The following is a 25,113-nucleotide window of genomic DNA, read 5'->3' as shown; positions in this document are numbered from 1 at the left end:
GTCCAGTGGGGCGCTACCGGAACGTCCATGCGACGAACCGGCTCTGTTTGGCGCCCTGTGCCATGGGCACCACCCGGATGTCCGAGGCGCTGGCCTGGACAAGCTGGCTGCGCAGGGCGGGGAGGTGCTCCGACCGGGCGACGAGGCTGGTGAACCAGCGCACCTGGTCGCGGAACTCCACGCTTTCGCGGACCATCCGGCGCAGGAACGCCGTTTCTCCGCCCTCGCACCAGAGTTCGTGGGCATGGCCGCCGAAGTTCAGTGCGGGCGCTGGCGCCCGCTGTGACAGTGGTGGGGACTGCGTGCCGAGCTGGCGACGCTTGCGCTGGTTGGCGTTCGCGGCCTCGCTTGCGGAGGCGTGGAAGGGTGGATTGCACAGAGTGAGGTCGAAGCGGTCGTCCTCGTGGATCACACCGCGGAATACATTGCCCCGTCGCGGTTGCTGGCGCAGTGCCATCGCCTTGTCGAGCCGGTTCGCCTGCACGATCGCGTTGGCGACCCGCAGCGAGGTCGCGTCGATGTCCGAGCCTACGAAGCGCCAGCCGTACTCGGCGTGTCCCAGCAGCGGATAGATGCAGCTGGCGCCGACGCCGACGTCGAGCACGCGGATCGAGGTGCCGCGCGGGATCGCGCCGTCGCCGCTTTCGGCGAGCAGATCCGCCAGTCCGTGCAGGTAGTCGGCGCGGCCGGGGATCGGCGGGCACAGGGCACCATCGGGCAGGTCCCAGTGGGCGATGCCGTAGTCACTGCGGAGAATCGCGCGGTTGAGTTCGCGCACGGCGGCGGGGTCGCTGAAATCGATGCTGGTGTCGCCGCGCGGTGTCGTCAGCAGGTGCGGTGCCAGGGCAGGGCAGGCCTGCACCAGGCGCACGAAGTCGTAGCGGCCCTGGTGCCGGTTGCGCGGATGCAGCGTGGGTGGGGATGGCTTCATGGGAGCTGCGTGCCTGATCGTGCCGTCGTCGCTCAGTGAGCGCCCAAGAGGGTGGGCATGGGCTGCGTTGTGGCGGGAAAGGCGCGCCAAGCCTAACGCACCCCGGTGCCGATGGCCGGGTGGCCCGGACCCGGTGCTACCCTTTCCCGATTCCCACTGAAGCCGATCACCATGGCCGTTCCAGACAACGCCAAGCTCGACCGCATCGTCGCCGAGGCCCGGCGCAGCGCGGAGCAGCGCGACAAGGGCTACCGCGAGCGGGCCCTGAAGATGTACCCATGGATCTGCGGCCGCTGCGCGCGCGAGTTCACCCGCGCCAACCTGCAGGAACTGACGGTGCACCACCGCAACCACAACCATTCGGACAATCCGGCCGACGGCAGCAACTGGGAGCTGCTGTGCGTGTACTGCCACGACAACGAGCACTCGCGCCAGCTTGACCACACCGGAGTGAGCGCGCTGGTGGCCGAAGACAAACCGGCCACGGCCACGTCCAATCCGTTCGCCGACCTGAAGTCGCTGCTCAAGCGCGAGGCACCATGATCAACAACGACGTCCTGCGCAGCATCCGCTACATGCTCGACCTGAGCGACAACAAGGTGGTGGAGATCGCGCACCTGGCGGATCCGGCACTGCCGCTGGACCGGGACGACGTGCGCGCCTTCCTGCTGAGGGAAGAAGAGCCCGGCCACGTGGCCTGCGGCGATGCGGTGCTGGCGCACGTGCTCGACGGGCTGATCGTGCACCTGCGGGGACGCGACGAAAGCGTGTCGCCGCGACCGGTGGAAAAGCGCATCCGCAACAACGTGGTGCTGAAGAAGCTGCGGGTGGCGTTCCAGCTCAAGGACGACGACATGCACGCGGTGTTCGCCGCCGCGGGCTTCCCGCTGGCGAAGCCGGAGCTTTCGGCCCTGTTCCGGCAGCCGGAACACAAGAACTACCGCCTGTGCGGCGACCAGTTGCTGCGTGCGTTCCTCAAGGGGCTGACGCTGCGCGTGCGCGGCGCCTGAGCCCGCAGGGCGGCAGGTCCCCAGGGTTTCAGAAGCGCTCGCCGGCGGGCAGATAGCGCCAGGCACCCACGGGCATCTTCGTCAGCGGCACCTTGCCGATGCGGATCCTGCGGATGGCCACCACGTCGAGCCCCACCTGCGCGCACATGTGGCGCAGCTGCCCGCCCTGCACGCCCTTGATCGCGAAGCGCAGGCGGATCTCGTTCTGCCAGCTGACCTTGCACGGGGGCAGCGGGCGGCCGCTGTAGCTCATACCGTGGCTCAGGCGCTGCAGGCCGTAGGGCGCGATCTCGCCGTCCACTTCGACCACGAACTCCTGCTCGATGTCGTCGCGGTCCTCGCTCAGCCGGCGCCAGACGCGGCCGTCCTGGGTCAGCACCATCAGGCCGCTGGCTTCGGCATCGAGCGGCATCAGCGGCGTCAGGCGATGGAAATGCCGCTGCAGCAGGCGCACACCGGAGGGATCCTCACTCCAGCGGCTGTCCGGCTGCACCAGCGTGTCCGCGGGCTTCGGGCCGGTGATGGCGTCGTAGCCCGCCGGCTTGTGCAGCAGGATGGTGGCCGGCTCGGCGGCGGCCAGCTGGGCGGCGGGGTCCACCACCACGGTTTCGGTGGTGACCCGGAACGCCGGATCCTCGACCACCTGGCCGTCCACCGACACCCAGCCACCCTTGATGTACTGCTCGGCATCGGTGCGCGAGCACTGCGTCATCTCGATGACGCGTCTGGCCAGGCGTACGGGGTCGGACATGGGAGGCTGCCGGGAATCGGGACGCGCAGTGTACCGGTGCGCGGGACCTGTCCTCTCGCCCGGTCGGACGGCGTACACCTTGGGAATCCGGTTGCCTGGCCTGGCGCTGCGCGGCCGGGCCCTGCTTTCTTCTTCGTGGAAAGGATGCCGACGATGCTGCGTATGCGCCCCTTGTTTCTCGCCAGCCTGCTCGGTGCAGGCGCCATGTCGTGTGCTGCGTCGGAAGCGGCGCCACCTGCCTACATTGGCGCCCCGGGCTTCAGCGTGGTGGATGCCGAACCCACCGAAAGCGCGGACTACTACAGCGCGGAGCGCTTTCCGGCGCAGGGCGGTTCGGCATTCCATCCGGACGCCGGGCTGGCGCCGCCGGTGCGTGCGCTGCTGCTGGTCGAGCATCGCGAAGGGCTGCTGCCGCACGCACGCTACCGGGTCAGCTGGCACGTGGCGGCCGATGCGCAGGCGCCGGATCGGCAGCTGGACTACGTCGAAGTACAGCGATTCAACCTGGGGCCGGCGCGGCATGACGATCTGCGCGCATCGGTGGCGGCGGAGCACCTGGCCGACGTCTCGGAGTTCGGCGTCGGGGCGGACGTGGCCTGGCGCTTCGTGATGGCGCCCCGGCAGGGCATGCGTGCCGGCGTCATGCATGCCTCGCGCAAGGAGTTGACCGCTGCCGAAGCGCTTGCGGCGGACTGCCTGGGTGCGCCCTGTGCGGCACTGCCGGATCCGGTCGCGCCCGAGGGCGAATGGTTCGCGCGCGATGTGACGGCGCCGTCGATCGGCTATGCGCCGGCGCCCGGTGGGCCGCATCCGGCACGCGTCGCCGACGATCTGGTTGCCGCGCTGGGCGAAGAGGCCGATCGCGCGATGCCTTTCGATCCCGACGCGCCGCGCTTCGTGTTCGTGATCTCGGCCAATGCCGACGGCCAGGACCTGGCGACCACGGCACTCGCGCGCGACGCGATGGTGCTGGATCACGACATCGGCACCATCTGGGTCCGCTGGCGCCAGGTGTTGGATTCCGCGCCCGAATCGGCACTGCTCCACCAGTCGCGCGGCCGCTGATCCAGGCCCGGTCCTTCATCAAATGCGCGAGTGTTCGCGCGGGGAGATTCATGCCATGCAGATCCACTTCCACCATTCCGCCCGGCGGTCCCCGGGTCGCGTCCAGCTTCCGGCGGTGTCGATGCTTGCGCTTGCCCTGATGCTGGCGGGCTGCGGAGGTGACGCCGCGAACGCCGCCGGGAATCCAAGTGCCGGCGGACAGCAGGGCTTGAGCCGGGCCTCGGCGAAGTTCGATCCTTCGCTCAGGGACACCCCCTGCAGCGTGGTGACCATCGACACCGTGGCGACGGTGTTCGGGCTGCCGGTGGATGAGATCGAACAGCACGCGGCCGCGGGGATGTGCCTGTACAGCTGGAAGGGCAACGGCCAGGTCATGGATGCCACCATCCATGTGACACGGGTGTCGGACAACGCCGCCGATGCCGCGGACTATTTCGCCAGCGCCACGCGCGGGATAGGCGGCGCCGAGCTGGACGCGGCCATGGACTCCATCGGCGAGAAGGCGCGCGAGAACGCGGCCGACAGTGCCGCAACGGACGCACTGCTGGGTGCGGCCGGAAGCGCCTCCCGCAGTGGGTCGGGCGGAATCCAGTTCAGCGAAGTCATGGGCATCGGGGACCGGGCCCGCATGCAGGTCGGCAGGGGCGACCTGAGCGTGCTCCAGGACAACCTGCACTTCAGCGTGACCGCCTACCACGGCGACAGGATGCCGGCCCCCGCGGGCCTCGCCGAGATGGTCGCCGCGAGTCGTGAGTGGCACAAGACGACCCTGACGCAGCGTGAGCAGCAGACGCTGGCGCTGGCGCGGGTGGCGGTCGCTGAGCTCTAGGCGGTCGCTCGCTTCAACGCCGGAACCAGCTGTGCAGGCGCACGAGCAGCAATTCGACGTCGGTCAGCGCCGCCCGTTCGGCGCGCAGGCGCACCGCAAGTTCCGGCACGTCGGTACTGATGTCGTCGACGCCGAGGTCCATGTAACGCGCCATGCGTACAGGATCGTTGACCGTCCATGCCTGCAGCAGGTAGCCGCGGCGGCGCGCATCGGCGACCGCGGCGGCGTCGATTTGCAGGTGGTTGATCCCGAGCATGTCGAAGTCGGTCCGCAGTGCCGTGCCGGGCAGGGCAGCATTCGCGAACAGGGCCAGTCGCGCCCCGGGTGCGGCGGCGCGCGCGGCGCGGACGAGCTCCGGCGAGAGTGAGGCCAGCACGACGGCATCTTCATGGCCCGCGCGCTGGATCTCGCGCAGGGTGGCGTGGAGCAGGGACTGTGCGTTGTGTGCGTCGGGCTTGAGCTCGACCAGCGCAAGCGCGCGGCGGTCGATGAAGGCCAGGGCCTCGGCCAGCGTCTGGATGCGCTCGCCCGAGAAGCGTGGATCGAACCAGCTGCCGACGTCGATGCCGCGCATGGCCGACAGCGGCGTCTGCAGCACGGTGCGGGGGTCATTGGCGACCCTGCGGAAATCGCTGTCATGGAACACGACCACGGCACCGTCGGCGCTCAGCCGGACGTCGAACTCGATCGCATCCGCGCCGCCGGCGATCGCCGCCTGGAACGACGCGAGCGTGTTCTCCGGCGCCATCAGCGCGGCGCCGCGATGCGCGGTCACCGTGACATCGCGACGCAGGTTCATGCTGCTCACGGCCATCGTCGCCTGCACCAGTGCAACGACGAGGAACGCGGCCTCGGCGCCCCAGACCAGCCGGCCCGGGCGCCGCGGAGTGGGGTCGGCCACCCGTGCACCGCGGGCGCCGCCGAGACGGTGGAACAGGGCGCGGACGAGCAGGGTGTTCAAGGTGCTGCCGAGCAGCAGCACGCCCAGCACGGTGGCGACGTAGAGCGTGAGGTACACCACCATGCCACCACTGACCAGCAGGCGATGCTCGGGCAGCCAGTCCAGCAGGGGCGTGGCCGCCCGGTCGTAGAGTTCGGTCACGACCAGCGGCATGGCCGCGACGGTGAGCGCGACGCCCACCACGAGCGCTGCGATGCGCAGGTGCCGGCCGCGGGTCAGCCTGCGGCTGCGGCGCAGGGCGGCGAGTGGCGAGTGGCCTTCCAGCACCAGCGCCGGCGTGGCGAGCAGCCATCTGAAGTACAGCGTCGCGTGCAGCAGCAGGCCGATCGCGAGCACCGGCAGGAAGGCGGCGAGGAACCACCACAGCGCGGGTGGTCGCGCCGCCACCACGAAATACGGATCGTAGCCGCCAAGGAGCAGCCAGTAGAGCGTGCCGCCGATCGCAAGCCAGGGCAGGGCGAACAGCGTGTGCGCGAGGACCTGCAGGGTGGCCAGCACGGCAAGCGGCCCGGCGCGGCGCAGCATGCCGATCAGCGCTGCAGCGGCCGTGCGGTAGCGGCAGCCGTGGCTTGCCGAGACCAGGAGCATGCCGGCCTGCTGCAGCATGACCACGTACCAGGACAGTGCGCCGGCCAGCATGAGCCAGGTGAGCGCGAGCAGGTTGTCGAGGGCGCCATCCAGGTCGCCTGCGAACGGGCGCTCGATCCAGTGCAGCAGCGCGGCGAGCGACCACGTGGTCAGCGGTGCCGCCGCCACCGTCGCGAACACGGTGAACAGCAGGTACCAGGCCAGCATCGGACGCAGGTGGCGGCGCAGGTCGCGACGGATGTCGTGCACCAGGATGCCGCGCAGGAGGGCGCGGTCATCGTTTGCGATCAATGCAGCTGCGCCGCTGTTGCCCCTGTCTGCGGTGTGCACAGAAGCCTCGGTTCGGAAAAGGGCCGGGGTGGAACGGAGTTCCAGCCGTGGCGGAAGGATAGGGGAACACGGCTGTGGCGCGCGATGTCCGGGGATAGACTGCGCGCATGGACGAAACGAATGGCAGGGCGCACGGCGAGTACAAGGTCCCCGGCGGCAAGCTGGTGGTGGTGGACCTGGCCGTCGCGGAGGGCCGGATGACGGCGGTGCAGGTCAGCGGGGACTTCTTCCTGGAGCCCGACAGTGCGCTGGACGCGATCACCGCGGCCCTGGAAGGAACACCCGTCGATGTCGACGAGGCCGCGCTGGCTGCCCTGGTGGCCGCGGCGACGGATCCGGAGACGCGGATGTATGGCATCACCCCCGCGGGTGTGGCGATCGCTGTGCGCCGGGCAGTGGGTGCCGCGGGCGGCGACGCTGGGGGCCGGGCGTGAGCCGCAGCGACTGGCGCGACCACGCCTGGCACCTGGTGCACGCGCAAGCGCAGGCGCCGGCGCTGCACATGGCGCTGGATGACGTGATCCTGGACGAGGTGGCTGCCGGTCGGCGGCCGCCCACGCTGCGGGTGTGGGAGTGGGCCGGGCCGGCGGTGGTGATGGGGCGCTTCCAGTCCCTGCGCAACGAGGTCGACATGGAAGCCGCGCGTCGCCATGGCATCGAGGTGGTGCGGCGGATCAGCGGCGGCGGCGCGATGTTCATCGAGCCCGGCAACACCATCACGTATTCCATCGTCGCGCCGGAGACGCTGGTGCAGGACATGACGTTCGAGCAGGCCTATGCGTTCATGGACCAATGGGTGATCGAGGCCCTGGCCGGTCTCGGGATCAAGGCCTGGTACCAGCCCCTGAACGACATCACGTCCAGTGCCGGAAAGATCGCCGGCGCGGCACAGACCCGGCGCCGCGGGGCGGTGCTGCACCACGTCACCATGGCCTACGACATCGACGCGGCCAAGATGATGGAGGTGCTGCGCATCGGCCGCGAGAAGCTGTCCGACAAGGGCACGACCAGCGCCGCCAAGCGCGTGGACCCGCTGCGCAGCCAGACCGGACTGCCACGCGCCGTGGTGATCGACCGCATGGTGGACACCTTCCGCAGCCGCCATGGCGGGCTGCAGCCCGACATCCTGCATCCGGACGAACTCGGGCGCGCGCAGGCGCTGGCGCGGGACCGGTTTTCGACGCCGGAGTGGACCGCGGTGCTGCCATAGGCCGACGCGAACGCCCTGGCGGATGACCCGGAGGGCCAACAAAAAAAGGCCCGGACATGTCCGGGCCTTTTCCGTTGATTGACTGGAGCGCGCTCAGGCCGGCGCAAAGGGCTTGGTCGCGCCCTTGTCGCGCTTTTCGGCCTTTTTTTCCTTCATGGTCTTGAGCGGTTTCTTCTTCTGTTCCTTCTTCTGGTTCAGGCCCTTGCTCATCTGGTTCTCCTCGGCGCATTGGCGCGGGACTGCGGTTGCAGTCGGCCCACACAGTATGCGCCAGCCATCCGGAACCGGATTGCCGCCCGGCGGCCGGCACGGCGCTGCTACAGGGTGGGGCTCGCACCGCCCTGGGGGGTGTCGATCAGGTCGTCGAGCTCGAATCCCTGTGCACGGGCCGTGGCGAGGTAGTCCTCGCGGGTCGACGCGTCCAGGCGCGGTTCGCGCGCGAGCAGCCACAGGTACTTGCGGTCCGGGCTGCCGACCAGGGCGATGCGGTAGTCCGGGTCCAGGCGCAGGATCCAGTAGTCGCCCTTGGTGAACGGGATCCAGCGCAGGCCTTGCGGGAGGAAGCTCACCTCGAGCTTGCTGTCCTGGCTGCCGTCGACCGGGGTGGCCTCGCCGATCGACTCCTGCGGCTCGCCCTTGCCGTCGATGGCGCGGTTGGCGACCCGCACCTTGCCGTCGTCTTGCAGCGTGTAGGTGGCGGTGATGTTCCGGTAGTCCTCGGGCTCGTACCGCATCGGCAGGCGGGCGATTTCGTACCAGGTGCCGAGGTAGCGCTGCAGGTCGACGGCGGGGACGGTGGCGGGGGCATCGTGTGCGGTCATCGGGGAGCTCCTTGTGGGGTCCCCCTGTTTAGCCGAGTGCGGATGAAGCATCCGCAAAGGCCGGACGCAGCCTATGGGCCCTGGCGTGGTCAGGCCGCCGTCAGCCGCCCGAGGAACACCAGCAAGGTGGCGAACGTGAGCATCATGAAATAGATGAAGCCGATGACCAGGTACTTGGGCACCGTCAGCCACCAGGACTGCGCGTAGACGCGCTTCTGCATCATGAGCAGATAGACCGGCATCCACACGAGGATGGCGAACATCGCCAGGGCGGACACGACGCCCGCGGCGCGCGTGCCCACCCAGTCATCCAGCGCCGCCAGCAGGAAGGCCGCGGTCAACATGAGCAACAGGAAGATGTGGCTGTACAGCGCCACCACCAGGTGTTCGAGGTACACGCGTCGCGTGAACAGGTAGGCCACCTTCAACAACAGGGCGAACACCGGGACCAGCAGGAAGAGCGCCGACGGCGCCGACGACATGATGCCCTGCAGCCACACGTCGGGGGCCGCACCGTCGAAGGACTGCATGTTCTTTTCGAGATTGCCCACCTTGCGGTTGAGCCAGTCGTTCGCGAAGCGCGGCCACCAGTTGACGACAAGCGGGTTGGTCTCGGCATCCCACACGCCCTTGTGGCCGAACGAGTTGAACTGCAGTGACGAGGGACGCTTGCCGCCGGGTGCGGACGATTCGCCCGTGTCCCCGGCCGCCGGCTCGCCCGTCAGCTCGACGATGCGGTTGGCGGCGGCACCGTGAATCCGCACCTCGGCTGCCACGAGGGCAGGGTCGATGCCCGGTGTGTTGCCGGCTTCCACGCGTGCGGCTTCGATCTCGGCGGTCATCGCGTCGCGGATGCGCTCGACCTCTTCGACGGTCCCCGCACCCCGGATTTCCTCGATGCCGGTGACGGTGACCGGGTTGTCGTCGACGTGCACCGACACCGCGCCGATGAAGAACGTGAGCACGCTCAGGATCACGAACAGGCGCAGCGGCGCGATGTAGCGGGCGCGGTGGCCGGCGAGATAGTTGATCGCCACCCGCCCCGGGAACCAGAGGTCGCGGAGCGTCCGGAAGACGCGCCCGTCGAGATGCCAGAACGCCTCGAAGAACTCTTCGATCGCGTGTCCGAAATGGCGGATCGGATTGTGTACGGATTGTCCGCAGGCGTGGCAGAACTCGCCGTGCAGGGCGGCCGCGCAGTTTTCGCAGTGGGCCGGGTGGTCGACGCCGGTGCTTGTAGCCTGGTCGCTCATTTGGTCCTTTCCCGGAGGCCTTGGCGGCGGGCGTTACGATAACGCATCCGATTCAGCTGCAAGCCCATCGACTTCAGAGTGGAGCGGGCAGGGACGCTCTCGAAGCAGACGACCTCACTCGAGCACGTCTGATGCCGTTCCGGACGAGCTGATCCCAAGCGGACCCGCGGCCTCATCGAGCGCGGCGTGGTCATCGGGGGCGACGGTTGCCTCCTGTGGCTGCGGCGCCGGACTCGCTGCCCTCAACTTGGCGGTCATTTCCCCGATCAGATCCTGGATGACGCGTGCCTCGTCCTGGAATCCGTGGAACGCGGAATTCTTCCAGTCGCCCGCGATCAGAAGGTCGCCGCTCTTGGCATCGAACAGTTTGACCGCTACGGACTGCAGGTACATCACGATGTCCCAGCGCCAGACATCGACGTAGCTCACGATCGCGTCGACACCGTCCGACGTGCGGGTCCCGGCGGGCAAGGGCGCCTGCACGGTAAATCCGTTCGCGAGCAGCGCATTGCGCACCGCCACGTCCATCTCTGCGGAATTTCCCTCGGCCGGTGCCTGCGCGACGGACACGATCGCCGGCGGCGCCGACTTCGCAAGAAGCACGTCCTGGTGCGTCGCGCAGGCGGACAGGAACAAGGCTGCGGCCAACGCCGCGCCGCGCATGGTCTGTTTCATGATGTTTCCCCCTGTGAGGCGGCAACTATATGCCTTGGGTGCCTGGTGGATTGGCGGGCCTCGTCGCCGCAAACAGGTGCTGCTGACGTGAATCGTCACTACCCGCCGTGAAGCGGCCGCCTGCTCGGGTGGATGGGGCGTGGGATGTATCGCCCGATGGCACGGCGTTGGCACGCGACGTGCTTCATGCGCAGCGCGCCAGCGTCTTCCGGCGCGGTCAAAAACAATGAAAACAGGGGAGTTTCATGAAGAAGTCCAGTTCGGTGGCCATGATGGCCGCCGCGTTCGCAGTCATCGCATCAACGGGTGCCTACGCCCAGTCGAAGGCGATCGAGCCTGCGTCACCGCCGCCGCGCCAGGAGATGGATCCGGCCAAGCGCGTGCCCGAAGCGCCGCGACCGGTTGTCGCTGCAGACGAAGCGCCGCAGCCTGCGCCGCAGCAGCAGTCCAGCGTGGGCCACTCGCAGTCGTATACCGGCAGCTACGAGGCTCCGGCGCGCCAAGAGGAAGGCCGGGGCGGCTTCTTCGTCGGCGTCCAAGGCGGCAAGGGCTGGGTATATGACGACGTCGACCAGTCGGCGCGCTTGGTCAACGCGGGCTACCGCTGGCAGGCCGGCGCGGTGAGCCTGGTCGGTATCGAGCTGGCCGCCGGTCGGCTGGACAGCACCACCGAGGACGGCTGGCGTTTCGCCGAAGTCGACTACGCAAGCATCGGCGTGAACGCGCGCTTCAACTTTGTCAGCACCAGCCCGGTGTACGCCCTCGTGCGCGCCGGTTACATGTCGGCCGACTACGATGTCGACGGCGGCTACGTCGGCGTCGGCCTGGGCGTGGACTTCAACCGTCATTTCAACATGAGCCTCGTCTACACGAACTACGTGTACTTCAACGAAGCCTATTGGGACCGCGGCACGTTCTATTACGACGCGGACCGCGCCGATACGCTGATGCTCGGCGTCGAAGCCCGGTTCTGACTGAACGGCGGCGGGTCCCGGCATGGGGCCCGCTGCCGCGGGAGACACTGGCCCACGCCGCCATCCACCGCTATCGTCGGACCCCATCCTTTGCCGATCCGGGGCTCCCATGCGCTTCCTCGCCGCCATCCTGCTGTCCACCACCGCATTGCTGGCCCATGCCGCGGAGCCTGTCTCCTACGGCGAGGCTTTCACCGATGGCCCGACCGTTCCGGTATCCGCAGCCATTGCGGATTTCGACGGCCATGCCGGCGAGCCGCGTCGCTTCAGCGGCCGCATCGCCGAGGTCTGCCAGGCCAAGGGCTGCTGGATGATGCTGGAGGACGACGGCCAGGTGGCGCGGGTGATGTTCGGCGACCACGCCTTCTTCCTGCCCAAGGACGCAAGCGGCGCGGCGGTGGTGCACGGCGTACTTGAGCGCAAGGAGCTCACTCCCGAGCAGGTCGAACACCTCAGCGGCGACAGTGCCAAGGGCATCGCGGCCGAGCCGGTCGAATACCGGATCGTCGCCGACGGCGTTCGCGTCGCCGGCGCGCCCTGATCGCCGTGTCCGGCGGGCGCGGCGGCATGGACAGGCGGCGGTTCATCGGTGGCGCGGCGGCAGCGGCCTTGCTGCTGCCACTTGCCGGCGGGCACCGCGCGCTGGCCTCGGTGGGCGGGCGCCTGCTTCCCATGGCGCTGAAGCCGGGCGATACCGTTGCCCTGGTCAGTCCGTCATCGCCCGTCGACGATGCCTTCAACCTGCAGCTTGCGCAGGAAGTGATGGAAGCGCTGGGCTTCAAGGTCAAGGCCGGCGCCCACTACGCGGACAAGCGCGGCCACCTGGCGGGCAGCGATGCCGGGCGCGCGGACGACATCAACACGGCCTTCGCCGATACCGACGTCAACGCCGTGATCTGCGTGCGTGGCGGCTCCGGCGCCGCGCGGCTGTTGCCGCTGCTGGATTACGACCTGATCCGCGCCAATCCGAAGGTGCTGCTCGGGTACTCCGACATCACCGCATTGCACAGCGCGATCCACGCGCAGACGGGGCTCGTCACCTTCCACGGCCCCAACGGCTCCGGCAGCTGGAACAGCTTCAACGCCGACCAGTTCAGGCGCCTGTTCTTCAATCGGGAGTTGATGCAGTACCGGAACGTGGCCGATCGCGGTGACGAGCTGGTGCAGCGCAAGAACCGCACGGTGACGATCACCGGTGGCACGGCGCGCGGCGAGCTGGTCGGCGGCAACCTGACCGTGCTCACGGCGCTGGCCGGCTCGCCCTTCCTGCCGGACTTCAGCGGGAAGATCCTGTTCCTTGAAGACGTGTCTGAGGCACCGTATCGCGTGGACCGCATGCTCAGCACCTTGAAACTGATGGGCGCGCTGGACCGGATCGCGGGCTTCATTTTCGGCGAGTGCACCGATTGCGACCCGGGCGACGGCTACGGTTCGCTGGGACTCGACCAGATCCTCGACGACTACATCAAGCCGCTGGGCATTCCCGCCTACCGCGGCGCGATGATCGGCCACATCCGGCAGCAGTTCATCGTGCCGGTGGGCGGCCGGGTGGAGATGGACGCGGGTGACGGGAGCTTCCGGCTGCTGGAGCCGGTCTTCCAAGGCCAAGCCTAGGCCAGGGTCGGTTGGCACGTCCGGATCGTGTTCGGGAGCATGCGCCGGGGCGTGAAGTGCGTAGGAAGGCAGCGCGGGATCCGGGCGCGGGATGAACGCGAGCGCCGTGCTCGTTGTCGGCTTCACGCGCACCGAATCCCGCGGCTGCTGTCCTTGGTGCCTGCTCAACCAGCAGTCACACGGAGATCCCCCATGCTCGCCAGGCTCATCAAGCTTGCCTTGCTCACCGGCGCCGGCGCCGCTGCGTGGAAAGCGTATTCGCGACGCGACAAATCGCGCGGTTTACTCGGGCAGGCCTTGTACGACGGCGTCGCCGCGGTGGAGGCGGCGCGTTCGGCACAGCTGCGCGGGGCGTCGGCGGAGCTGCGCCGGTTCGCACAGCAGCTGGAACACGACCTTGTGGCGCTCAACCGGGTGCTTGCCGAAGCCGCCGGCAGCGCGCCCCCGAAGCCCGACGCACGCCAGCGGAGCACGCTGCACGAACTCGACCGGAACCAGGGCGAAGCCTACGACCGTGCGTGGCTCCGGCACATGGCGCGCGGCCATGGCCGTGCAATCCGCCTGTGCCAGCGCGAGCTCGACCAGGGCGGGCCGGGCGCGCACCTCGCCGGGGAAGCTCTGCCGAAGCTGCGCGAGCACGATCGCAGGATGGCCGCGCTTCGATCCGGCCGCAGTGGCAGTGCATCCGATCCCATCGCAGAGGTGGTAGCGCGCTGAAGGACGTAGGTCCCGGCCGGGCGCGGTAACCTGCGCGCGTGACTCGCTCGCCCCGCCCGATCCGCGACGGCATTCCCGCCAGTCGCCTGCAACTGCCCCCCGGTCCGTGGGGCACCCTGCTGGATGGCCTGTGCGCACGTTTTCCGGCAGTGGACCGGGCGACGTGGTCCGACCGTTTCCGCCGGGGGCGCGTGCTGGATTCGGAGGGACGCGCGCTGGACGACACCACTGCGTACCGCGCCGGCTCGGAGATCCATTACTTCCGCGAAGTTGCCGACGAGCGCTGCATCCCGTTTTCTGAAACGGTGCTGCACGTGGATGAACACCTGGTGGTCGTCGACAAGCCGCACTTTCTGCCGGTCGCTCCCACGGGCGCGTTCGTGCGCGAAACCCTGCTGACACGGCTTGCCACCCGTCTCGACACCGCGGACCTGGTACCGCTTCACCGTATCGACCGCGACACCGCGGGCCTTGTGCTGTTTTCCGTGCGCCGGGACAGTCGGGCGGACTACCAGGCCCTGTTCCGCGAGCGACGCATGCGCAAGGAATACTTCGCCCTCGCGGCCCCGCTGCCGGAGCTCGGGTTCCCGCATGTGCGCCGCAGCCGCCTCGAAGCGGGCGAGCCGTTCTTCCGGATGCGCGAAGTGGCCGGAGAGCCCAACTCCGAAACGCTGATCGACGTTGCCGCGCGCGGGCCGGACGCCTGGTGGTACCGGCTCAAGCCGGTGACGGGACGCAAGCACCAGCTCCGGGTGCACATGGCGGCCCTGGGCGCCCCGATCCAGGGCGATCCGTACTATCCGGTGCTACGTGCGATCGGGGAAGACGACCATGCACGGCCCTTGCAGCTGTTCGCACACGCACTGGAGTTCGTGGATCCGCTGACCGGCGCGCACCGGCGTTTCGAAAGGCCTTCGGACGCAGCGCCGTTCCTGTAAAGCTGCCGCAATGCGGTGTGACTGGCCGGACGCGCTTCGCTAATGTGGCTGCCTGTCATTGCAGCGGAGGCGTGGCCATGCGGCACCTGACCTGGTCCAGGCGCGATGTGTTGGGGGCGATGGCTGCAGGCGCCACCTGCGCGCTGGCCCCGTCGGCGTGCTCCAGGCAACCCATGCCGGGAGCAGACGTGTCCGGACTGCTGTTGCGCGACGTGCTTCTTGTCGACGGCACCGGCGGGCCCGGCCAGCACACCGATGTCAGGATTCGCGGTGATCGCATCGAACACATCGGCCCGTCGTCCGACGCCGATGCACGCGGGCTGCGCGTGGTACAGGGCGAGGGCCGCGTGCTGGCGCCCGGCTTCATCGACCTGCATACGCACGGCGATCCGCTGGAAGCCGCGTTCACGCCCTTCCTCGCCATGGGTGTGACCACGGTTGTGCTTGGCCAGGACGGCGGCAGCCCCGCGCTGCCGGAGGCGCGGAATGCGCCCGACAGCCTGCCGGCGTGGATGGACGCGGTGGACGCGTCGAACCCGGACATCAACATCGCCACGCTTTCCGGACACGGCACGCTGCGGCGGCGCGCAGGCATCGATGACGGCACGCGCCGGCCCTCGGATACGCAGCTCGAACGGCTGCAGGCGGTCCTGGACGGCGATATGCGCGCCGGGGCGTTCGGTCTCTCCACGGGCCTTGAGTACGTGCCGGGCCGCTACGCGGAGATGCGCGAGCTCGCCAGCCTCGGGCCGGTGGTCGCGCGCCATGGCGGCGTGGCGATGAGCCATATGCGTTCCGAGGATGTCGACGACGTGCGTGCGTCGATCCGGGAGCTGGTGGAAGCCGCCGGCCCCGCGCGTGCGCACGTCTCGCACCTGAAGGTGGTGTACGGGAAGGGCGAGGACGCCGCCGTCGAACTGCTCGCCTTCCTGCAGTCGCTGCGCGGGCCGCGGCAGCCGCTCACCGCCGATGCCTATCCCTACGAAGCCAGCTATACGGGCGTGGCGATCCTGTTCCCGGAGTGGGCGCTGCCGCCGGGCGACTACGCAGCGGTGCTGCAGTCGCGGCGCGACGAATTGCGCGCCTGGCTGCAGCAGCGGATGACGCAGCGTGGCGGGCCGTCGGCGCTGCTGTTCGGCACCGGACCGCATGCGGGACGGACGCTGGAGCAGGTGTCGGCGGAGCGCGGCCTTCCCTTCGCCGACGTCCTGCTCGAGATCGGCCCCGGCGGGGGGCAGGCTGCGCACTTCGTGATGGACCGCGCGCTGCAGGACCGGCTGCTGTTGGATCCGCGCGTGGCGGTGGCCTCGGATGGTTCGCCGGGTGGCAGCCATCCACGCGGTGCCGGGACGTTCGCGAAATGGATCGAGGACTTTGCCGTCCGCGACCCGCGGGTGTCGCTGGAAGAAGCCGTGCGCAAGGCGACGTCGCTGCCCGCGTCCATCCTCGGCCTGGCCGACCGCGGCACGGTGCGCGTGGGTGCGATCGCCGATCTGGTGCTGTTCGATCCATCAGCCGTGCGGGCGCGGGCGGACTATGTGCATCCGACCGCTCAAGCTGAGGGCTTCGACCTGGTGGTGGTGAACGGCCGGCCCGTCTACGAAGCCGGGAAGCCGGTCGCACGCGCGGGCCGCATGCTGCGCCGTTCCGCGCGCGGCGGCTCCGCGTGACGGCGGCGCGCAGCCTGGTACTGCGTGGCTGCGCGTCGTGACGGTGAAGCGTCGGGCGTTCCGGATCGGCTGCGTCGGCTGCAAGACGCTTGCCGCAGGTCGCTAGCCGCGCGTGCGGCGGTATTCGCGTATGGCCTGCTCCGGCGTGGGATTGGACATCGCCATGCCGTTGACGAACACCGCCGGCGCGCCGCGCTTGAACACCTCGATGGAGCGCCGGATCGCCGCCTGGTCTTCGCGCGTCGGCTCAACCGCTTCGAACTCGATGCTGGTGCCACGACGCACGGGAACCCCGTCACGTTCCAGTGCGGCCAGCAGCGCTTCGGACCGCTGCGCCTGCTCGGATGGGCAGTTGCGCGGCGCGAGCACCAGCACGACATTGCGCGGCGCGCCCACCGGCATGGCCGCGGGCACGAATCCGTTGGGACTCGGTTCGGCGCCGATCGCGGCAATGGCCGCGTCGGCGGAGCGTTCCTGCCACCACTGCCAGCCGCCGTACAGCGATGCGGCCAAGGCCAGCCAGAGCACGATGCGCATGGAGTTCCCCTTCGATCCCCTTCCCTGGCCGCCGACTATAGGGTCCCGGTAGCATTCGCGCATGTCCATCATCCTCACCGACTTCGCCCGCGGGCGCCTGTTCCCGCGTCAGCCGCGTGGCAACACCATCCAGGACTGCACGCCGGAGGCCTTCGAGCACCATCTCAACGAGGTGCCGCCGCTTGAGGTGCTCGATGGCTACGCGCCGTTCTGCAAGCTGCATGTGCATCGCAACTGGACCTCCACCCGCTGCCTGGCGGCGCCGATCACCGACGCCAACCGGCACCTGCTGCGCTCGGACTACGAGGCGCGCACGCGCGACGAACTGCCCGTGCTCGTGCGCTGGTTCGAAGGCCTGGAGCCGCCTGTCGCCGGTTACCTGATCCCGATCCTCTACAGCCGCGCGCAGCTGGAGAAGGAAGGCACGCGCATCAGCGCCGACTGGGGCGTGGTGGGCTGCATGTACACCGCGGAGCCCGAAGAAACGCCGATGGCGCCGATCACGATGATGCGCAACGCGCTGGGCGTCGAGGAGGGCGGTTCGGGCGTGCCGGTGGACCGCGAGGCGTATGCGCGCAGCGTGGCGTTCTGGAGCACGCACGCCAACTGGCGCGGGTGAGCGCTGCCGCTTTGCCCATGGGCGGGCATTCCGGCACGTCGCGGCCGGCGGCGCGGCGGAAAGCAGGGCTAGGGATGTCCCCATGCTGCACGGGCCGTGCGGATGGCGTTAGCGTGCAGGTCATCCCGTCCCCCGCACGAGGCGACCGATGAACAAGTTGCTCGCGAGCATGGCGCTCGTCGCCTGCGCTGCGCTGTCCGGCTGTGCAGCCACCGTCCAGCGGCCGGCGGCGCCGGCGGCGGGCATGGACATCCCGGTGCCAGCGACCTCGCGCATCCTCCTGCACGTGAAGGGCACGCCGGAGATGGTGGCCTCCGACGGTTGGCAGGCCTTCCGCGCGGAGTGGCGCAGCGCGATGGCCGCCACGGCTGCCGGGGCCGGGCGGGAGTTCGTCTACCTGGACACCTTGCCGGCGACGTTCGAGATGCCGGGAACGCTGGTCGAAGTGACCATCACGGATTACCGCCATGTGTCCACCGGAGCACGCTACGGGCTGGGCGTGATGACCGGCAACGCCCGCGTCGAGGCCGATGCCGCCTTCTACGTGCTGCCGGGCAGGACCCTGGCTGGCACCCGCGAGTACTCCACCTCGTCCAGCGCGTGGCAGGGGATCTTCGCGGCGATGACGTCCAAGCAGGTCGCGGCGATCACGGAGCAGATGGTGCAGGAGATCGATTCCAGGGAGTGACGCCTCTGGCCCGGGCAACTGAACAGACCCGGCGAGGGTCCTGCAGACGCGCGCGTGATGGTGCTCGCGACGGTGAATCCGTCCTGGTTGCTGCGGCTTCCCGACAGCGAGCGGACGCCGGGGCCAGTTCCCGCCGGCAGCCGCTCAGAGCATCGCAAGCTCGACATTGGCCAGGATGCCGCCGTACTGCTCCCGCAGCCGGACCTTGCGCTCGAAGTCGGCAATGACGTGGCTGCTGAAATCCACGCCGGTCAGCTCCTCGGCCATGTTGATCCCGCCGGGCGTGTCGACGTTCACCTCCATCAGCTTGTCGCCGACGATGTCGAGGCCGGTGAAATACATGCCGTCGCGGATGAGCTTCGGCGCCACGATCTCGGCCAGCCGCAGCGCATCGGCATCGGGGACGGCGAGTTCGACCTTGCCGCCGGCGCTGATGTTGCTGCGCGCGTCGCCGCTGTCGTTGTAGCGGCGGAAGCAGGCGTACTGGCCATCCACCTGGAGTGGCCGGCCATTGAGGGTCAGCAGGCGCAGGTCGCCGTCGGCGGCCTTGGGCAGGTACTCCTGGGCGATGGCGTAGCCGTCACGGGTCACCGCTTCGATCATCTGGTTGAGGTTGCCGCCGTCATCCTCCCGGACCACGAACACGCCCTGGCCGCCGGAACCCTGCAGCGGCTTGATCACACCGCGGTTGCCATGGGTGGCGATGAAGTCGCGGATCTCGTCGGCGTCGCGGCTGATGCAGGTCACCGGCCGCACCTCTTCCGGGAAATGCTGGAAGTAGGTCTTGTTGGATGCATTGGTGAGGTGGAAGGGATCGTTGAGCACGATCACGCCGCGGCGGGTCACCAGCTGCGCGAACAGCAGCGCGCTGGTCGGTGCCCAAGGCCGCTCGACCTGTTCCGGCGCGGGGTCGCTGCGCAGCATCAGCACGTCGAGCTCCTCGACGTTGATCCGTTCGGTGGCGGCGTCCTCGTCCTGTATCTCTTCCAGCATTGCGTTGTCGTCGGCGTAATCCTGCCGGGCGGGCATGTGCGCCTTGGCGCGCACGGTGCCGTTGGCGTCGTAGACGAACCCGTCGAGTCCGATCAGGGCCACGCTGTGCCCCAGGTTGGCGGCGGTGCGCGCGAGGCGGATGGTGGTGTAGTTGTCCTGCTCGGTGGCGACGTCGTTGACGACGAATCCGATGCGCAGCGGTCGGTCGGTCATGCGGGCGGTTCCTGGAAGGCCGGAGGGGCGGGCTGGTGGTGGTGGTGGAGGTCTTCGACGCCGATGTCGCGGCACTGGTCGAGTGCGCGCGTGAAGCCGGCAGCGGTGGCATAGCGCGGTAGCAGTGCAGGGGGCAGCACCCAGCCGGCTTCGACCAGTTGCTCCAGCACCACCAGGTGCGTGAGTGCGAACTTGCCGGCGAACAGCGGCTCGAAGGCGCCGCCGCCACGCAGGTGGTCGAGCAGGTCGCGCAGCCCGCGCAGGTAGACGGCATCCTTGGTCAGGCCGCCCCCGCGGCGCGCACGCACGGCGACGTCGAAGGCGTCTTCGGTCGGGAACCCGTGCTTCTGGTGCAGGCAGGCGAAGATTTCCGGGATGTCGCGGTCGCGGATGGCCATGTCGGCGGCGACCACGCGGCCGGCCAGTACGCGCAGGCGTTCGCCGGGCAGGTAGCCGGCCATGTATTCGGCCAGCACGCCCAGGCCTTCCTGCAGCGGATCGTAGTGCGCCAGCCCGACGGCGAGCTGCCGCAGCGGCTGGCGCAGCCCGTTGTAGCGGGTGACCACGTGGGTGCCGACTTCGTGCTGCACCAGCGGCTGCAGCCGTGCATGCGGCAGGCGCAGCTGCGCGTCGAGGTACAGCCGGCCGTGCGAGACCATCATCAGCGAGCCGATGTCGGCATCGACGACGATGTCGAGGCGGAAATCCGGCGCGCGCTCGCAATACCAGGCGACTTCGTCCTCCACGGCGGCGACGACCGCGTCGACGCCGATGTCGGCCTCGAGCGGCTCGCTGTCATCGACGCCGGCGAGGATCGCTTGGGCCAGTTCGAGCAGGCCCGGCTCCACGCCGCCGAACAGGTCGATGCTGGCCGACACGAAGCCCCGGGTGCCGCGCAGCCGCACCAGTTCGATCATGCGGTCGAGTTCGCGCTGCTTCTCGCCCAGCACGCCGGCGAGCAGCGATGATTCGATGCGCTCCACCGGGAGGTCGAGCAGCCGCCTGCGCATCGCCGCGAGGTCGAGCGTCGGCTCGGCATAGCGCAGCGGCGACACGCGCGTGTGCCCGCTTGCCACGAACTCCTCCCACAGCGCATCGGTGCCCAGGGGCGTGAGCGCGAGCAGCCAGTCGAGGCCGGCATCGATGTCGGCGAGCGCGGCATCCACTTCCGCCGCCACGGGGGGCAGGGAGCGCACGCCCGGCGCACCCGTGACCGTGCTCACTGCCGTGCCTCGAAGTCCGGGCGCACCGCGTCCACCGCTGCCTGCAGGCCGTCGCGCAGCGCATACAGCGCGGCGATGTCGGCCTGCCCGGTGTGTTCGTCCATGAAGATCTTCTTGTACTCGGGCGAGATCGTGCAGACCCGCGCGCCCCAGCGCGCATACACCCATTCCGGGAAGTCGCCGCCGGTGGGGAAGCGCACGTTGGCGCGCACGTCCGGTGCGCGCCCATGGAGGGGCGTGGCGCGCAGCGCGGCCGCAAAGCGTTCGCAGACCGCGGCCCATCGCTCCGGATCAGCGGTGGTGAGGCCGAGCTCGATGTCGGGGTTGGCGTCCTGTGGCGCCGGCGCCGCGTCGGGCCCGTCGCGACGATGGTTGTAGCTGTGCAGGTCGATCAGCAGCACCGCCTCCCAGCGTTGCAGCAGCCGGTCCAGCAGCTCCGCCACCATCGCGTGGAAGCGGTCCCAGCTGGCGAGCGAACGTTCGATTTCGGCATCGGGAAGCGTGCCGCGCCAGGCTTCAAGTCCCCAGCAATCCTCCGGCCGCGCGTACACGGCCGCGGTGCGCGGTCGATTGAGGTCAAGCTCGAAGCGCGAGGTCGGGACCTGGATGCGCACGTCGCCAACGGCGGTCAGGACTCCGGTCAGCGGATCTTCCTCGCGAAACCGCACGTCGTCGGGCAGCGCAAGCAGCGATTGCAGCGAAGGCCGGATGGCATGGCCGTCGTGGATGGCGGTGGCCACCACGGGGCCGTCGGCCACCGCGATGTTCCATTCGCGCGCCGCGGCGGTGGGGACGGGCGGTTGGCCATCCTGGAAATAGCGGGCCTGCGGTGCCGGGGTCTCGGGTCGCGTCATGGCGGCAAATGTTCGCAGCGGGGCAATGATCGCGCCGTGACCGCGCTGTACCGTGGTCACCGCCGGTCCTGTGCTAGTGTCCGCGACGCGACGGCGCGGGCACGCATCCATCCCGCGGTCGGCATCGGAAGCCGGGGTGGTTCATTGGGGGGGAGACTTGGATGTCGGTACTGCTTGATCTGTTGGATACCCGCGGCGGCGATGCCGTGTTGGCGATGCCGTACGTCATCAGGGCCTGCGACTAGGCCCTGCGGCCGAGCTCGACCGACGTCATGTGCCGGCTGATTCGGACCACGTTGCTGCTGCTGGCATTTGCCGGCATGCCGGCGTTCGCGAACGACGCGCTGGAAGCGGAAGTCAGGGACATCGAGCGGCTGGCGGTCACTGCGCACTGGCGGCAGTCGGACGTAAGGATCGAAGGCCTCGCGCCGCGGCTGGACGACTTCAGCCCGGAGCAACGGCAGCGCCTGGAGTTCGTCCGCCTGCGCAACCTGGCGGTGTCGACGCGCGAGCAGGAATCGTTGGAGGGCTTCGTCGAGCTGCTGCACGAGGACCTGTCGGCGCAGCTGCGCGTGCGCGTGTACACCACGGCCATCAGCGTGGCGGCCAATATCGAGGACTGGCCGCTGGCCTTTGCCTGGCTGGGCGAAGCCCTGACGTACCTGGCGGACGCGCCCTCGGAGTCGGGCAGGCTCATGGGCGTGGCCAGCTATCTGCACACGCTGGTCGGCGAAACCGCGAAGGCGCGGGAGCTGGCCCTGCGCGGCCTGGAACTGGTCGAGTCACAGGGAGACGCGCGGGCGGTATGCCTGGCCGTGTCCGACGTGGCGCTTGCCGAGGACCATGCGCGCAACTACCGCGAATCGGAGACCTGGCGGTTGCGGCAGATCGAGGAATGCACCCGTGCGGGCGACATGATCTTCATCGCCAACGCCAAATACGGCGTCGGCAAGATGCTCGCCGCCCAGGGCAAGCATTCGGAGGCCCTGGGCTGGGGGCGCCAGGCGATCGCCGAGTTCGAGGCCGCGGGCTTTGCCGCCGGCGCCTGGAGCGCGAAACTCGTGGTAGCCGAAAGCCTGACCACGCTTGGCCGCGGCCATGGCGAAGCGCAGGTGCTGCTCACGCAGGCGCTGGCGCACTACAGGGAAAAAGGCGCCCAGTTCGCCATCGCGGAAACCGAGCAGCTGCTGGGCGACCTGGCCGAACGACGCGGCGACCTGCGCGAGGCGCTTGCCCATCGCAAGTTCGCCGCCACGGCGCTGGAAGCCGCCGAAGCCATCACCCGCGAGCGCCAGCTCGCCTACCTGCAGGTCGAGTTCGACACCCGCCTGAAGGAGCAGCAGATCGCGCTGCTGGAAGCCGAGAAAGAGCTTGCCGCGCTCCAGGTCACCGCCACCCAGCGCCGGCAGTGGCTGCTGGGCCTGGGCATGTTCGCGCTGCTGGTCACCGCTGTCCTGCTGGCCATCCTGTTGCGGCATTCGTTCCTCGAACGCGGCCGCTACCGGCGGCAGTCCGAACGTGACGGTCTGACCGGGCTGTTCAACTACCAGCAGATCCGCAGGCGCGGCGAGGCGGCCTTCGTGCGTGCTCGCAACAACCGGCGCCCGTTCACCGCGATCGTTGCCGACATCGATCTGTTCAAGCAGGTCAACGACAGCTACGGACATGCCGCGGGCGACGAGGCCTTGCGCTCGCTTGGCGACTGGATCAGCGAAGTCGTCGAAGGACGCGGCATTGCCGGCCGCAGCGGTGGCGACGAGTTCACCATCCTGCTGGAGGGTTCGGCGGCGGAGGCCGAAGCGCTGCTGGATCGCCTGCGCGCGCGGCTGGAGCCGATCACCGTGTTCGGGCAGACCTTCGGCTTCGACCTCAGCGCCGGGCTGTGCCAGGACGACGGCGACAGCGCCACCCTGGAACAGCTGCTGCACAAGGCCGACCAGGCCTTGTACCGCGCCAAGCACGACGGCCGCGACCGCGTGGCCTGAGTGGGCCAGGCTAGTTGCGCTCCAGCAGGCGTTTGCGCGGCATCCGCTCCTCGCGCATGGCGGCGTGGTAGGCGAAGGTCGCGACGATCGCCGCGGCCTGCTTCAGGTCCTCGGGCTCGATGTGGTCCCAGGTGTCCAGGTGGGTGTGGTGGACATTGGTGAAGTAGTCCAGGCGGTCCTGGATGAACTGGAAGCCGGGCAGGCCGACGCGGTCGAAGGCGATGTGGTCGGTGCTGCCGGTGTTGCGCGTGGCCACGGTGGTGGCGCCGACATCGTGGAAGGGCGCAAGCCAGGCTTCGAAGATCGGCACGGCGGCCAGGTTTTCCTGCGCGTAGATACCGCGGAAGCGGCCGGAGCCGTTGTCCATGTTGAAGTACGCCGAGAAGCGGTCGTAGTCACGCTGCTTCTGCAGCGGGCCGGTGGGCTCGCGCAGCGAACCGGGCAGCGCCTTCTGCGCCGGATCGGTGGGTTCGGGGTACGCGGCGAAGTGGCGTGACACGTAATCCTGCGAACCGATCAGGCCCTGCTCCTCGCCGCTCCACAGCGCCACGCGGATGGTGCGGTCGGGGCGGGCGCCCACGGCCTTCAGGATGCGCATGGCCTCCATCATCACCGCCACGCCGGCGGCGTTGTCGGCGGCGCCGGTACCGGTGTGCCAGGAGTCCATGTGGGCGCCGAGCATGACGATCTCCCCGGCCTTGCGGCCGCGGCCGGGGATCTCGGCGATGGTGTTGTAGCCGGGCTGGTCGGCTACGTCGGTGAAGCGGGCATCGACCCGGACGCGCAGGCGCACGGTGTCGCCGCGCTCGAGCGCCCGCACCAGCGGATTGAAGTGCTCGGCGATCATCGCAAGCTCCGGGATGCCCACCGGCTCGCCGGCCTTGCGCGAACCGCCACCGGCGACGCGGATGATGCCGTTGTCCCAGCTGCTGATGCTGATCGCGGCCAGCGCGCCTTCCTCGGCGAAGAAGGTATTGATCGCCCGGGCGAGTTCTTGGCGTTCGCTGTACTCCTTGACCCGCTTGGCGCGGTCGCTGGCGGCGGTCTTGGGCACCGTGAACTGCTGCAGGCCTTCCAGCGAGGTAGCGTCGTGGCGCTGCGAATCGGGCTCGCTGCCGCGCTTGTATTCGCGCGCCTCGCCCAGCAGCAGGATCTTGCCGGCCAGCTTGCCGCGGTAGGTGTCGATGTCGGCCAGCTTCTTGATCTCGACATGCACCAGCTCGCCTTCCACCGCGCCGTCAGTGCCCGGGGTCCAGGCCTTGGGCAGGGCGTGCAGCGGCTGCACGCGGTCGCTGAGCATCTCCACGCTGGCGTGGCTGAACTCCCAGCCTCGCCCGAAGTCGTCGAACGCGTCGTCGTGGACGTTGGACAGGCCCCACTCGGTGAACCTGGCGCGCGTCCAGGCGTTGGCCTCGGCCATCTGCGGCGAGTTGGTCAGGCGGGCGCCGATGTTCTCGGTGAGATGGCTGAAGGTGGCCATCACCTGGGAGTTGTGGAAGGCCTCCTGGCGGATGCGGCTGACCATGTCGAGGTCGACGGGCTCGGTGGCCGCGGCGAGGCCGCTGGCCCCCAGGCAGAACACCATCAGGCAACGCTTCAACATCGGGATCCCCTCTGCGCCCGGGGCGCTGGAAACCGACAACTCTAGCGAAGAGGCAGCCGCG

26 protein-coding genes are annotated in these 25,113 nt (G+C 69.2%); 15 read left to right on the top strand and 11 right to left on the bottom strand.

What is annotated here, in order from left to right:
* Nucleotides 1-13: 13 nt before the first annotated feature.
* The gene (gene rlmF / locus ACW5E8_RS07480; protein WP_456964835.1) at nt 14-931 is read right to left on the bottom strand and encodes a 23S rRNA (adenine(1618)-N(6))-methyltransferase RlmF; all 918 of its coding nucleotides are present in this window, start codon (nt 929-931) and stop codon (nt 14-16) included.
* 171 nt (nt 932-1,102) lie between these two features.
* Here rlmF and ACW5E8_RS07475 point away from each other — a divergent pair, with 171 nt between their 5' ends.
* Both ACW5E8_RS07475 and ACW5E8_RS07470 read left to right on the top strand, forming a co-directional pair.
* On the top strand, nt 1,103-1,474 hold the full coding sequence (locus ACW5E8_RS07475; RefSeq protein WP_456964834.1) for a YajD family HNH nuclease: 372 nt from the start codon (nt 1,103-1,105) through the stop codon (nt 1,472-1,474).
* Nucleotides 1,471-1,941 (top strand): DUF1456 family protein, encoded by a 471-nt coding sequence (locus tag ACW5E8_RS07470; RefSeq protein ID WP_456964833.1) that lies wholly within the window; start codon nt 1,471-1,473, stop codon nt 1,939-1,941. The genes ACW5E8_RS07475 and ACW5E8_RS07470 overlap by 4 nt, the downstream gene beginning before the upstream one ends.
* 28 nt (nt 1,942-1,969) lie before the next feature.
* Here ACW5E8_RS07470 and ACW5E8_RS07465 read toward each other — a convergent pair whose 3' ends face one another.
* Nucleotides 1,970-2,692, bottom strand: a complete 723-nt coding sequence (locus tag ACW5E8_RS07465) for an rRNA pseudouridine synthase (RefSeq protein WP_456964832.1) — start codon at nt 2,690-2,692, stop codon at nt 1,970-1,972.
* Between the two features lie 153 nt (nt 2,693-2,845).
* On the opposite strand from ACW5E8_RS07465, the gene ACW5E8_RS07460 reads away from it, so the two are divergent.
* Together ACW5E8_RS07460 and ACW5E8_RS07455 are read left to right on the top strand one after the other, a co-directional pair.
* Nucleotides 2,846-3,757 carry a hypothetical protein gene (locus ACW5E8_RS07460; RefSeq protein WP_456964831.1) on the top strand — a complete coding sequence of 304 codons (912 nt, stop codon included), beginning with the start codon at nt 2,846-2,848 and terminating at the stop codon, nt 3,755-3,757.
* Between the two features lie 55 nt (nt 3,758-3,812).
* Nucleotides 3,813-4,586, top strand: coding sequence for a hypothetical protein (locus tag ACW5E8_RS07455; protein ID WP_456964830.1), 774 nt, complete (start codon nt 3,813-3,815; stop codon nt 4,584-4,586).
* A gap of 13 nt (nt 4,587-4,599) precedes the next feature.
* Here ACW5E8_RS07455 and ACW5E8_RS07450 read toward each other — a convergent pair whose 3' ends face one another.
* A complete protein-coding gene (locus ACW5E8_RS07450) occupies nt 4,600-6,426 on the bottom strand; it encodes a glycerophosphodiester phosphodiesterase family protein (RefSeq protein ID WP_456964829.1) in 1,827 nt (608 codons plus the stop codon).
* Nucleotides 6,427-6,572: 146 nt separating this feature from the next.
* Between ACW5E8_RS07450 and ACW5E8_RS07445 the strand changes: the two genes are divergently transcribed.
* Nucleotides 6,573-6,899, top strand: a complete 327-nt coding sequence (locus ACW5E8_RS07445) for a biotin--protein ligase (RefSeq protein ID WP_456964828.1) — start codon at nt 6,573-6,575, stop codon at nt 6,897-6,899.
* Complete coding sequence (locus tag ACW5E8_RS07440; protein WP_456964827.1) at nt 6,896-7,675, top strand: lipoate--protein ligase family protein; 780 nt, start codon at nt 6,896-6,898, stop codon at nt 7,673-7,675. The genes ACW5E8_RS07445 and ACW5E8_RS07440 overlap by 4 nt, the downstream gene beginning before the upstream one ends.
* A gap of 317 nt (nt 7,676-7,992) precedes the next feature.
* On the opposite strand, the gene ACW5E8_RS07435 is transcribed toward ACW5E8_RS07440, so the two are convergent.
* The 3 genes from ACW5E8_RS07435 to ACW5E8_RS07425 all read right to left on the bottom strand — a co-directional run bounded on the left by ACW5E8_RS07435 (nt 7,993) and on the right by ACW5E8_RS07425 (nt 10,424).
* The gene (locus ACW5E8_RS07435; RefSeq protein WP_456964826.1) at nt 7,993-8,496 is read right to left on the bottom strand and encodes a lipocalin family protein; all 504 of its coding nucleotides are present in this window, start codon (nt 8,494-8,496) and stop codon (nt 7,993-7,995) included.
* An 89-nt stretch (nt 8,497-8,585) separates the two neighbouring features.
* Nucleotides 8,586-9,749 carry a DUF3667 domain-containing protein gene (locus tag ACW5E8_RS07430; RefSeq protein WP_456964825.1) on the bottom strand — a complete coding sequence of 388 codons (1,164 nt, stop codon included), beginning with the start codon at nt 9,747-9,749 and terminating at the stop codon, nt 8,586-8,588.
* A 114-nt stretch (nt 9,750-9,863) separates the two neighbouring features.
* A complete protein-coding gene (locus ACW5E8_RS07425; protein ID WP_456964824.1) occupies nt 9,864-10,424 on the bottom strand; it encodes a hypothetical protein in 561 nt (186 codons plus the stop codon).
* A 245-nt stretch (nt 10,425-10,669) separates the two neighbouring features.
* Between ACW5E8_RS07425 and ACW5E8_RS07420 the strand changes: the two genes are divergently transcribed.
* From ACW5E8_RS07420 to ACW5E8_RS07395, 6 genes are all read left to right on the top strand, one after another.
* Nucleotides 10,670-11,398: a hypothetical protein gene (locus ACW5E8_RS07420; RefSeq protein ID WP_456964823.1), complete on the top strand. Its 729-nt coding sequence runs from the start codon at nt 10,670-10,672 to the stop codon at nt 11,396-11,398.
* Between the two features lie 109 nt (nt 11,399-11,507).
* Nucleotides 11,508-11,939 carry a DUF4920 domain-containing protein gene (locus ACW5E8_RS07415; protein WP_456964822.1) on the top strand — a complete coding sequence of 144 codons (432 nt, stop codon included), beginning with the start codon at nt 11,508-11,510 and terminating at the stop codon, nt 11,937-11,939.
* 26 nt (nt 11,940-11,965) lie between these two features.
* Nucleotides 11,966-13,012, top strand: coding sequence for a S66 peptidase family protein (locus tag ACW5E8_RS07410; protein WP_456964821.1), 1,047 nt, complete (start codon nt 11,966-11,968; stop codon nt 13,010-13,012).
* A 192-nt stretch (nt 13,013-13,204) separates the two neighbouring features.
* Entirely contained in the window at nt 13,205-13,729 is a 525-nt protein-coding gene (locus tag ACW5E8_RS07405) for a DUF4142 domain-containing protein (protein ID WP_456964820.1), read from the top strand.
* A 38-nt stretch (nt 13,730-13,767) separates the two neighbouring features.
* Entirely contained in the window at nt 13,768-14,667 is a 900-nt protein-coding gene (locus ACW5E8_RS07400; RefSeq protein WP_456964819.1) for a pseudouridine synthase, read from the top strand.
* A 173-nt stretch (nt 14,668-14,840) separates the two neighbouring features.
* A complete protein-coding gene (locus ACW5E8_RS07395; RefSeq protein ID WP_456964818.1) occupies nt 14,841-16,337 on the top strand; it encodes an N-acyl-D-amino-acid deacylase family protein in 1,497 nt (498 codons plus the stop codon).
* Nucleotides 16,338-16,439: 102 nt separating this feature from the next.
* Here ACW5E8_RS07395 and ACW5E8_RS07390 read toward each other — a convergent pair whose 3' ends face one another.
* Nucleotides 16,440-16,874 (bottom strand): hypothetical protein, encoded by a 435-nt coding sequence (locus tag ACW5E8_RS07390; RefSeq protein WP_456964817.1) that lies wholly within the window; start codon nt 16,872-16,874, stop codon nt 16,440-16,442.
* Nucleotides 16,875-16,935: 61 nt separating this feature from the next.
* Here ACW5E8_RS07390 and ACW5E8_RS07385 point away from each other — a divergent pair, with 61 nt between their 5' ends.
* A complete protein-coding gene (locus ACW5E8_RS07385; protein WP_456964816.1) occupies nt 16,936-17,493 on the top strand; it encodes a DUF3228 family protein in 558 nt (185 codons plus the stop codon).
* A gap of 148 nt (nt 17,494-17,641) precedes the next feature.
* The gene (locus ACW5E8_RS07380) at nt 17,642-18,181 is read left to right on the top strand and encodes a hypothetical protein (RefSeq protein WP_456964815.1); all 540 of its coding nucleotides are present in this window, start codon (nt 17,642-17,644) and stop codon (nt 18,179-18,181) included.
* A 144-nt stretch (nt 18,182-18,325) separates the two neighbouring features.
* Here the strand turns inward: ACW5E8_RS07380 and ACW5E8_RS07375 are convergent, their stop codons facing one another.
* The 3 genes from ACW5E8_RS07375 to ACW5E8_RS07365 are packed head-to-tail and all read right to left on the bottom strand — an operon-like array spanning nt 18,326 to nt 21,464.
* Nucleotides 18,326-19,387 (bottom strand): ATP-grasp domain-containing protein, encoded by a 1,062-nt coding sequence (locus ACW5E8_RS07375; protein ID WP_456964814.1) that lies wholly within the window; start codon nt 19,385-19,387, stop codon nt 18,326-18,328.
* Nucleotides 19,384-20,610, bottom strand: coding sequence for a flavohemoglobin expression-modulating QEGLA motif protein (locus ACW5E8_RS07370; protein WP_456964813.1), 1,227 nt, complete (start codon nt 20,608-20,610; stop codon nt 19,384-19,386). Before ACW5E8_RS07370 ends, ACW5E8_RS07375 begins: the two co-directional genes overlap by 4 nt.
* Nucleotides 20,607-21,464 (bottom strand): N-formylglutamate amidohydrolase, encoded by an 858-nt coding sequence (locus ACW5E8_RS07365; protein WP_456964812.1) that lies wholly within the window; start codon nt 21,462-21,464, stop codon nt 20,607-20,609. Before ACW5E8_RS07365 ends, ACW5E8_RS07370 begins: the two co-directional genes overlap by 4 nt.
* Before the next feature lie 272 nt (nt 21,465-21,736).
* On the opposite strand from ACW5E8_RS07365, the gene ACW5E8_RS07360 reads away from it, so the two are divergent.
* On the top strand, nt 21,737-23,449 hold the full coding sequence (locus tag ACW5E8_RS07360; protein WP_456964811.1) for a diguanylate cyclase: 1,713 nt from the start codon (nt 21,737-21,739) through the stop codon (nt 23,447-23,449).
* Between the two features lie 10 nt (nt 23,450-23,459).
* Here the strand turns inward: ACW5E8_RS07360 and ACW5E8_RS07355 are convergent, their stop codons facing one another.
* The gene (locus tag ACW5E8_RS07355; RefSeq protein ID WP_456964810.1) at nt 23,460-25,052 is read right to left on the bottom strand and encodes a M20/M25/M40 family metallo-hydrolase; all 1,593 of its coding nucleotides are present in this window, start codon (nt 25,050-25,052) and stop codon (nt 23,460-23,462) included.
* Between the last annotated feature and the right edge of the window lie 61 nt (nt 25,053-25,113).

This window comes from Luteimonas sp. A649, assembly GCF_054072735.1.
Note: the sequence above shows the minus strand (reverse complement) of the source record. Positions and strands in the feature narration are given on the sequence as shown.

Coding starts and splice junctions, on each gene's coding strand:
- rlmF (WP_456964835.1), bottom strand. CDS start 931: ATGAAGCCATCCCCACCCACGCTGCATCCGCGCAACCGGCACCAGGGC.
- ACW5E8_RS07475 (WP_456964834.1), top strand. CDS start 1,103: ATGGCCGTTCCAGACAACGCCAAGCTCGACCGCATCGTCGCCGAGGCC.
- ACW5E8_RS07470 (WP_456964833.1), top strand. CDS start 1,471: ATGATCAACAACGACGTCCTGCGCAGCATCCGCTACATGCTCGACCTG.
- ACW5E8_RS07465 (WP_456964832.1), bottom strand. CDS start 2,692: ATGTCCGACCCCGTACGCCTGGCCAGACGCGTCATCGAGATGACGCAG.
- ACW5E8_RS07460 (WP_456964831.1), top strand. CDS start 2,846: ATGCTGCGTATGCGCCCCTTGTTTCTCGCCAGCCTGCTCGGTGCAGGC.
- ACW5E8_RS07455 (WP_456964830.1), top strand. CDS start 3,813: ATGCAGATCCACTTCCACCATTCCGCCCGGCGGTCCCCGGGTCGCGTC.
- ACW5E8_RS07445 (WP_456964828.1), top strand. CDS start 6,573: ATGGACGAAACGAATGGCAGGGCGCACGGCGAGTACAAGGTCCCCGGC.
- ACW5E8_RS07435 (WP_456964826.1), bottom strand. CDS start 8,496: ATGACCGCACACGATGCCCCCGCCACCGTCCCCGCCGTCGACCTGCAG.
- ACW5E8_RS07430 (WP_456964825.1), bottom strand. CDS start 9,749: ATGAGCGACCAGGCTACAAGCACCGGCGTCGACCACCCGGCCCACTGC.
- ACW5E8_RS07425 (WP_456964824.1), bottom strand. CDS start 10,424: ATGAAACAGACCATGCGCGGCGCGGCGTTGGCCGCAGCCTTGTTCCTG.
- ACW5E8_RS07420 (WP_456964823.1), top strand. CDS start 10,670: ATGAAGAAGTCCAGTTCGGTGGCCATGATGGCCGCCGCGTTCGCAGTC.
- ACW5E8_RS07415 (WP_456964822.1), top strand. CDS start 11,508: ATGCGCTTCCTCGCCGCCATCCTGCTGTCCACCACCGCATTGCTGGCC.
- ACW5E8_RS07410 (WP_456964821.1), top strand. CDS start 11,966: ATGGACAGGCGGCGGTTCATCGGTGGCGCGGCGGCAGCGGCCTTGCTG.
- ACW5E8_RS07405 (WP_456964820.1), top strand. CDS start 13,205: ATGCTCGCCAGGCTCATCAAGCTTGCCTTGCTCACCGGCGCCGGCGCC.
- ACW5E8_RS07395 (WP_456964818.1), top strand. CDS start 14,841: ATGCCGGGAGCAGACGTGTCCGGACTGCTGTTGCGCGACGTGCTTCTT.
- ACW5E8_RS07390 (WP_456964817.1), bottom strand. CDS start 16,874: ATGCGCATCGTGCTCTGGCTGGCCTTGGCCGCATCGCTGTACGGCGGC.
- ACW5E8_RS07385 (WP_456964816.1), top strand. CDS start 16,936: ATGTCCATCATCCTCACCGACTTCGCCCGCGGGCGCCTGTTCCCGCGT.
- ACW5E8_RS07380 (WP_456964815.1), top strand. CDS start 17,642: ATGAACAAGTTGCTCGCGAGCATGGCGCTCGTCGCCTGCGCTGCGCTG.
- ACW5E8_RS07375 (WP_456964814.1), bottom strand. CDS start 19,387: ATGACCGACCGACCGCTGCGCATCGGATTCGTCGTCAACGACGTCGCC.
- ACW5E8_RS07365 (WP_456964812.1), bottom strand. CDS start 21,464: ATGACGCGACCCGAGACCCCGGCACCGCAGGCCCGCTATTTCCAGGAT.
- ACW5E8_RS07360 (WP_456964811.1), top strand. CDS start 21,737: ATGTGCCGGCTGATTCGGACCACGTTGCTGCTGCTGGCATTTGCCGGC.
- ACW5E8_RS07355 (WP_456964810.1), bottom strand. CDS start 25,052: ATGTTGAAGCGTTGCCTGATGGTGTTCTGCCTGGGGGCCAGCGGCCTC.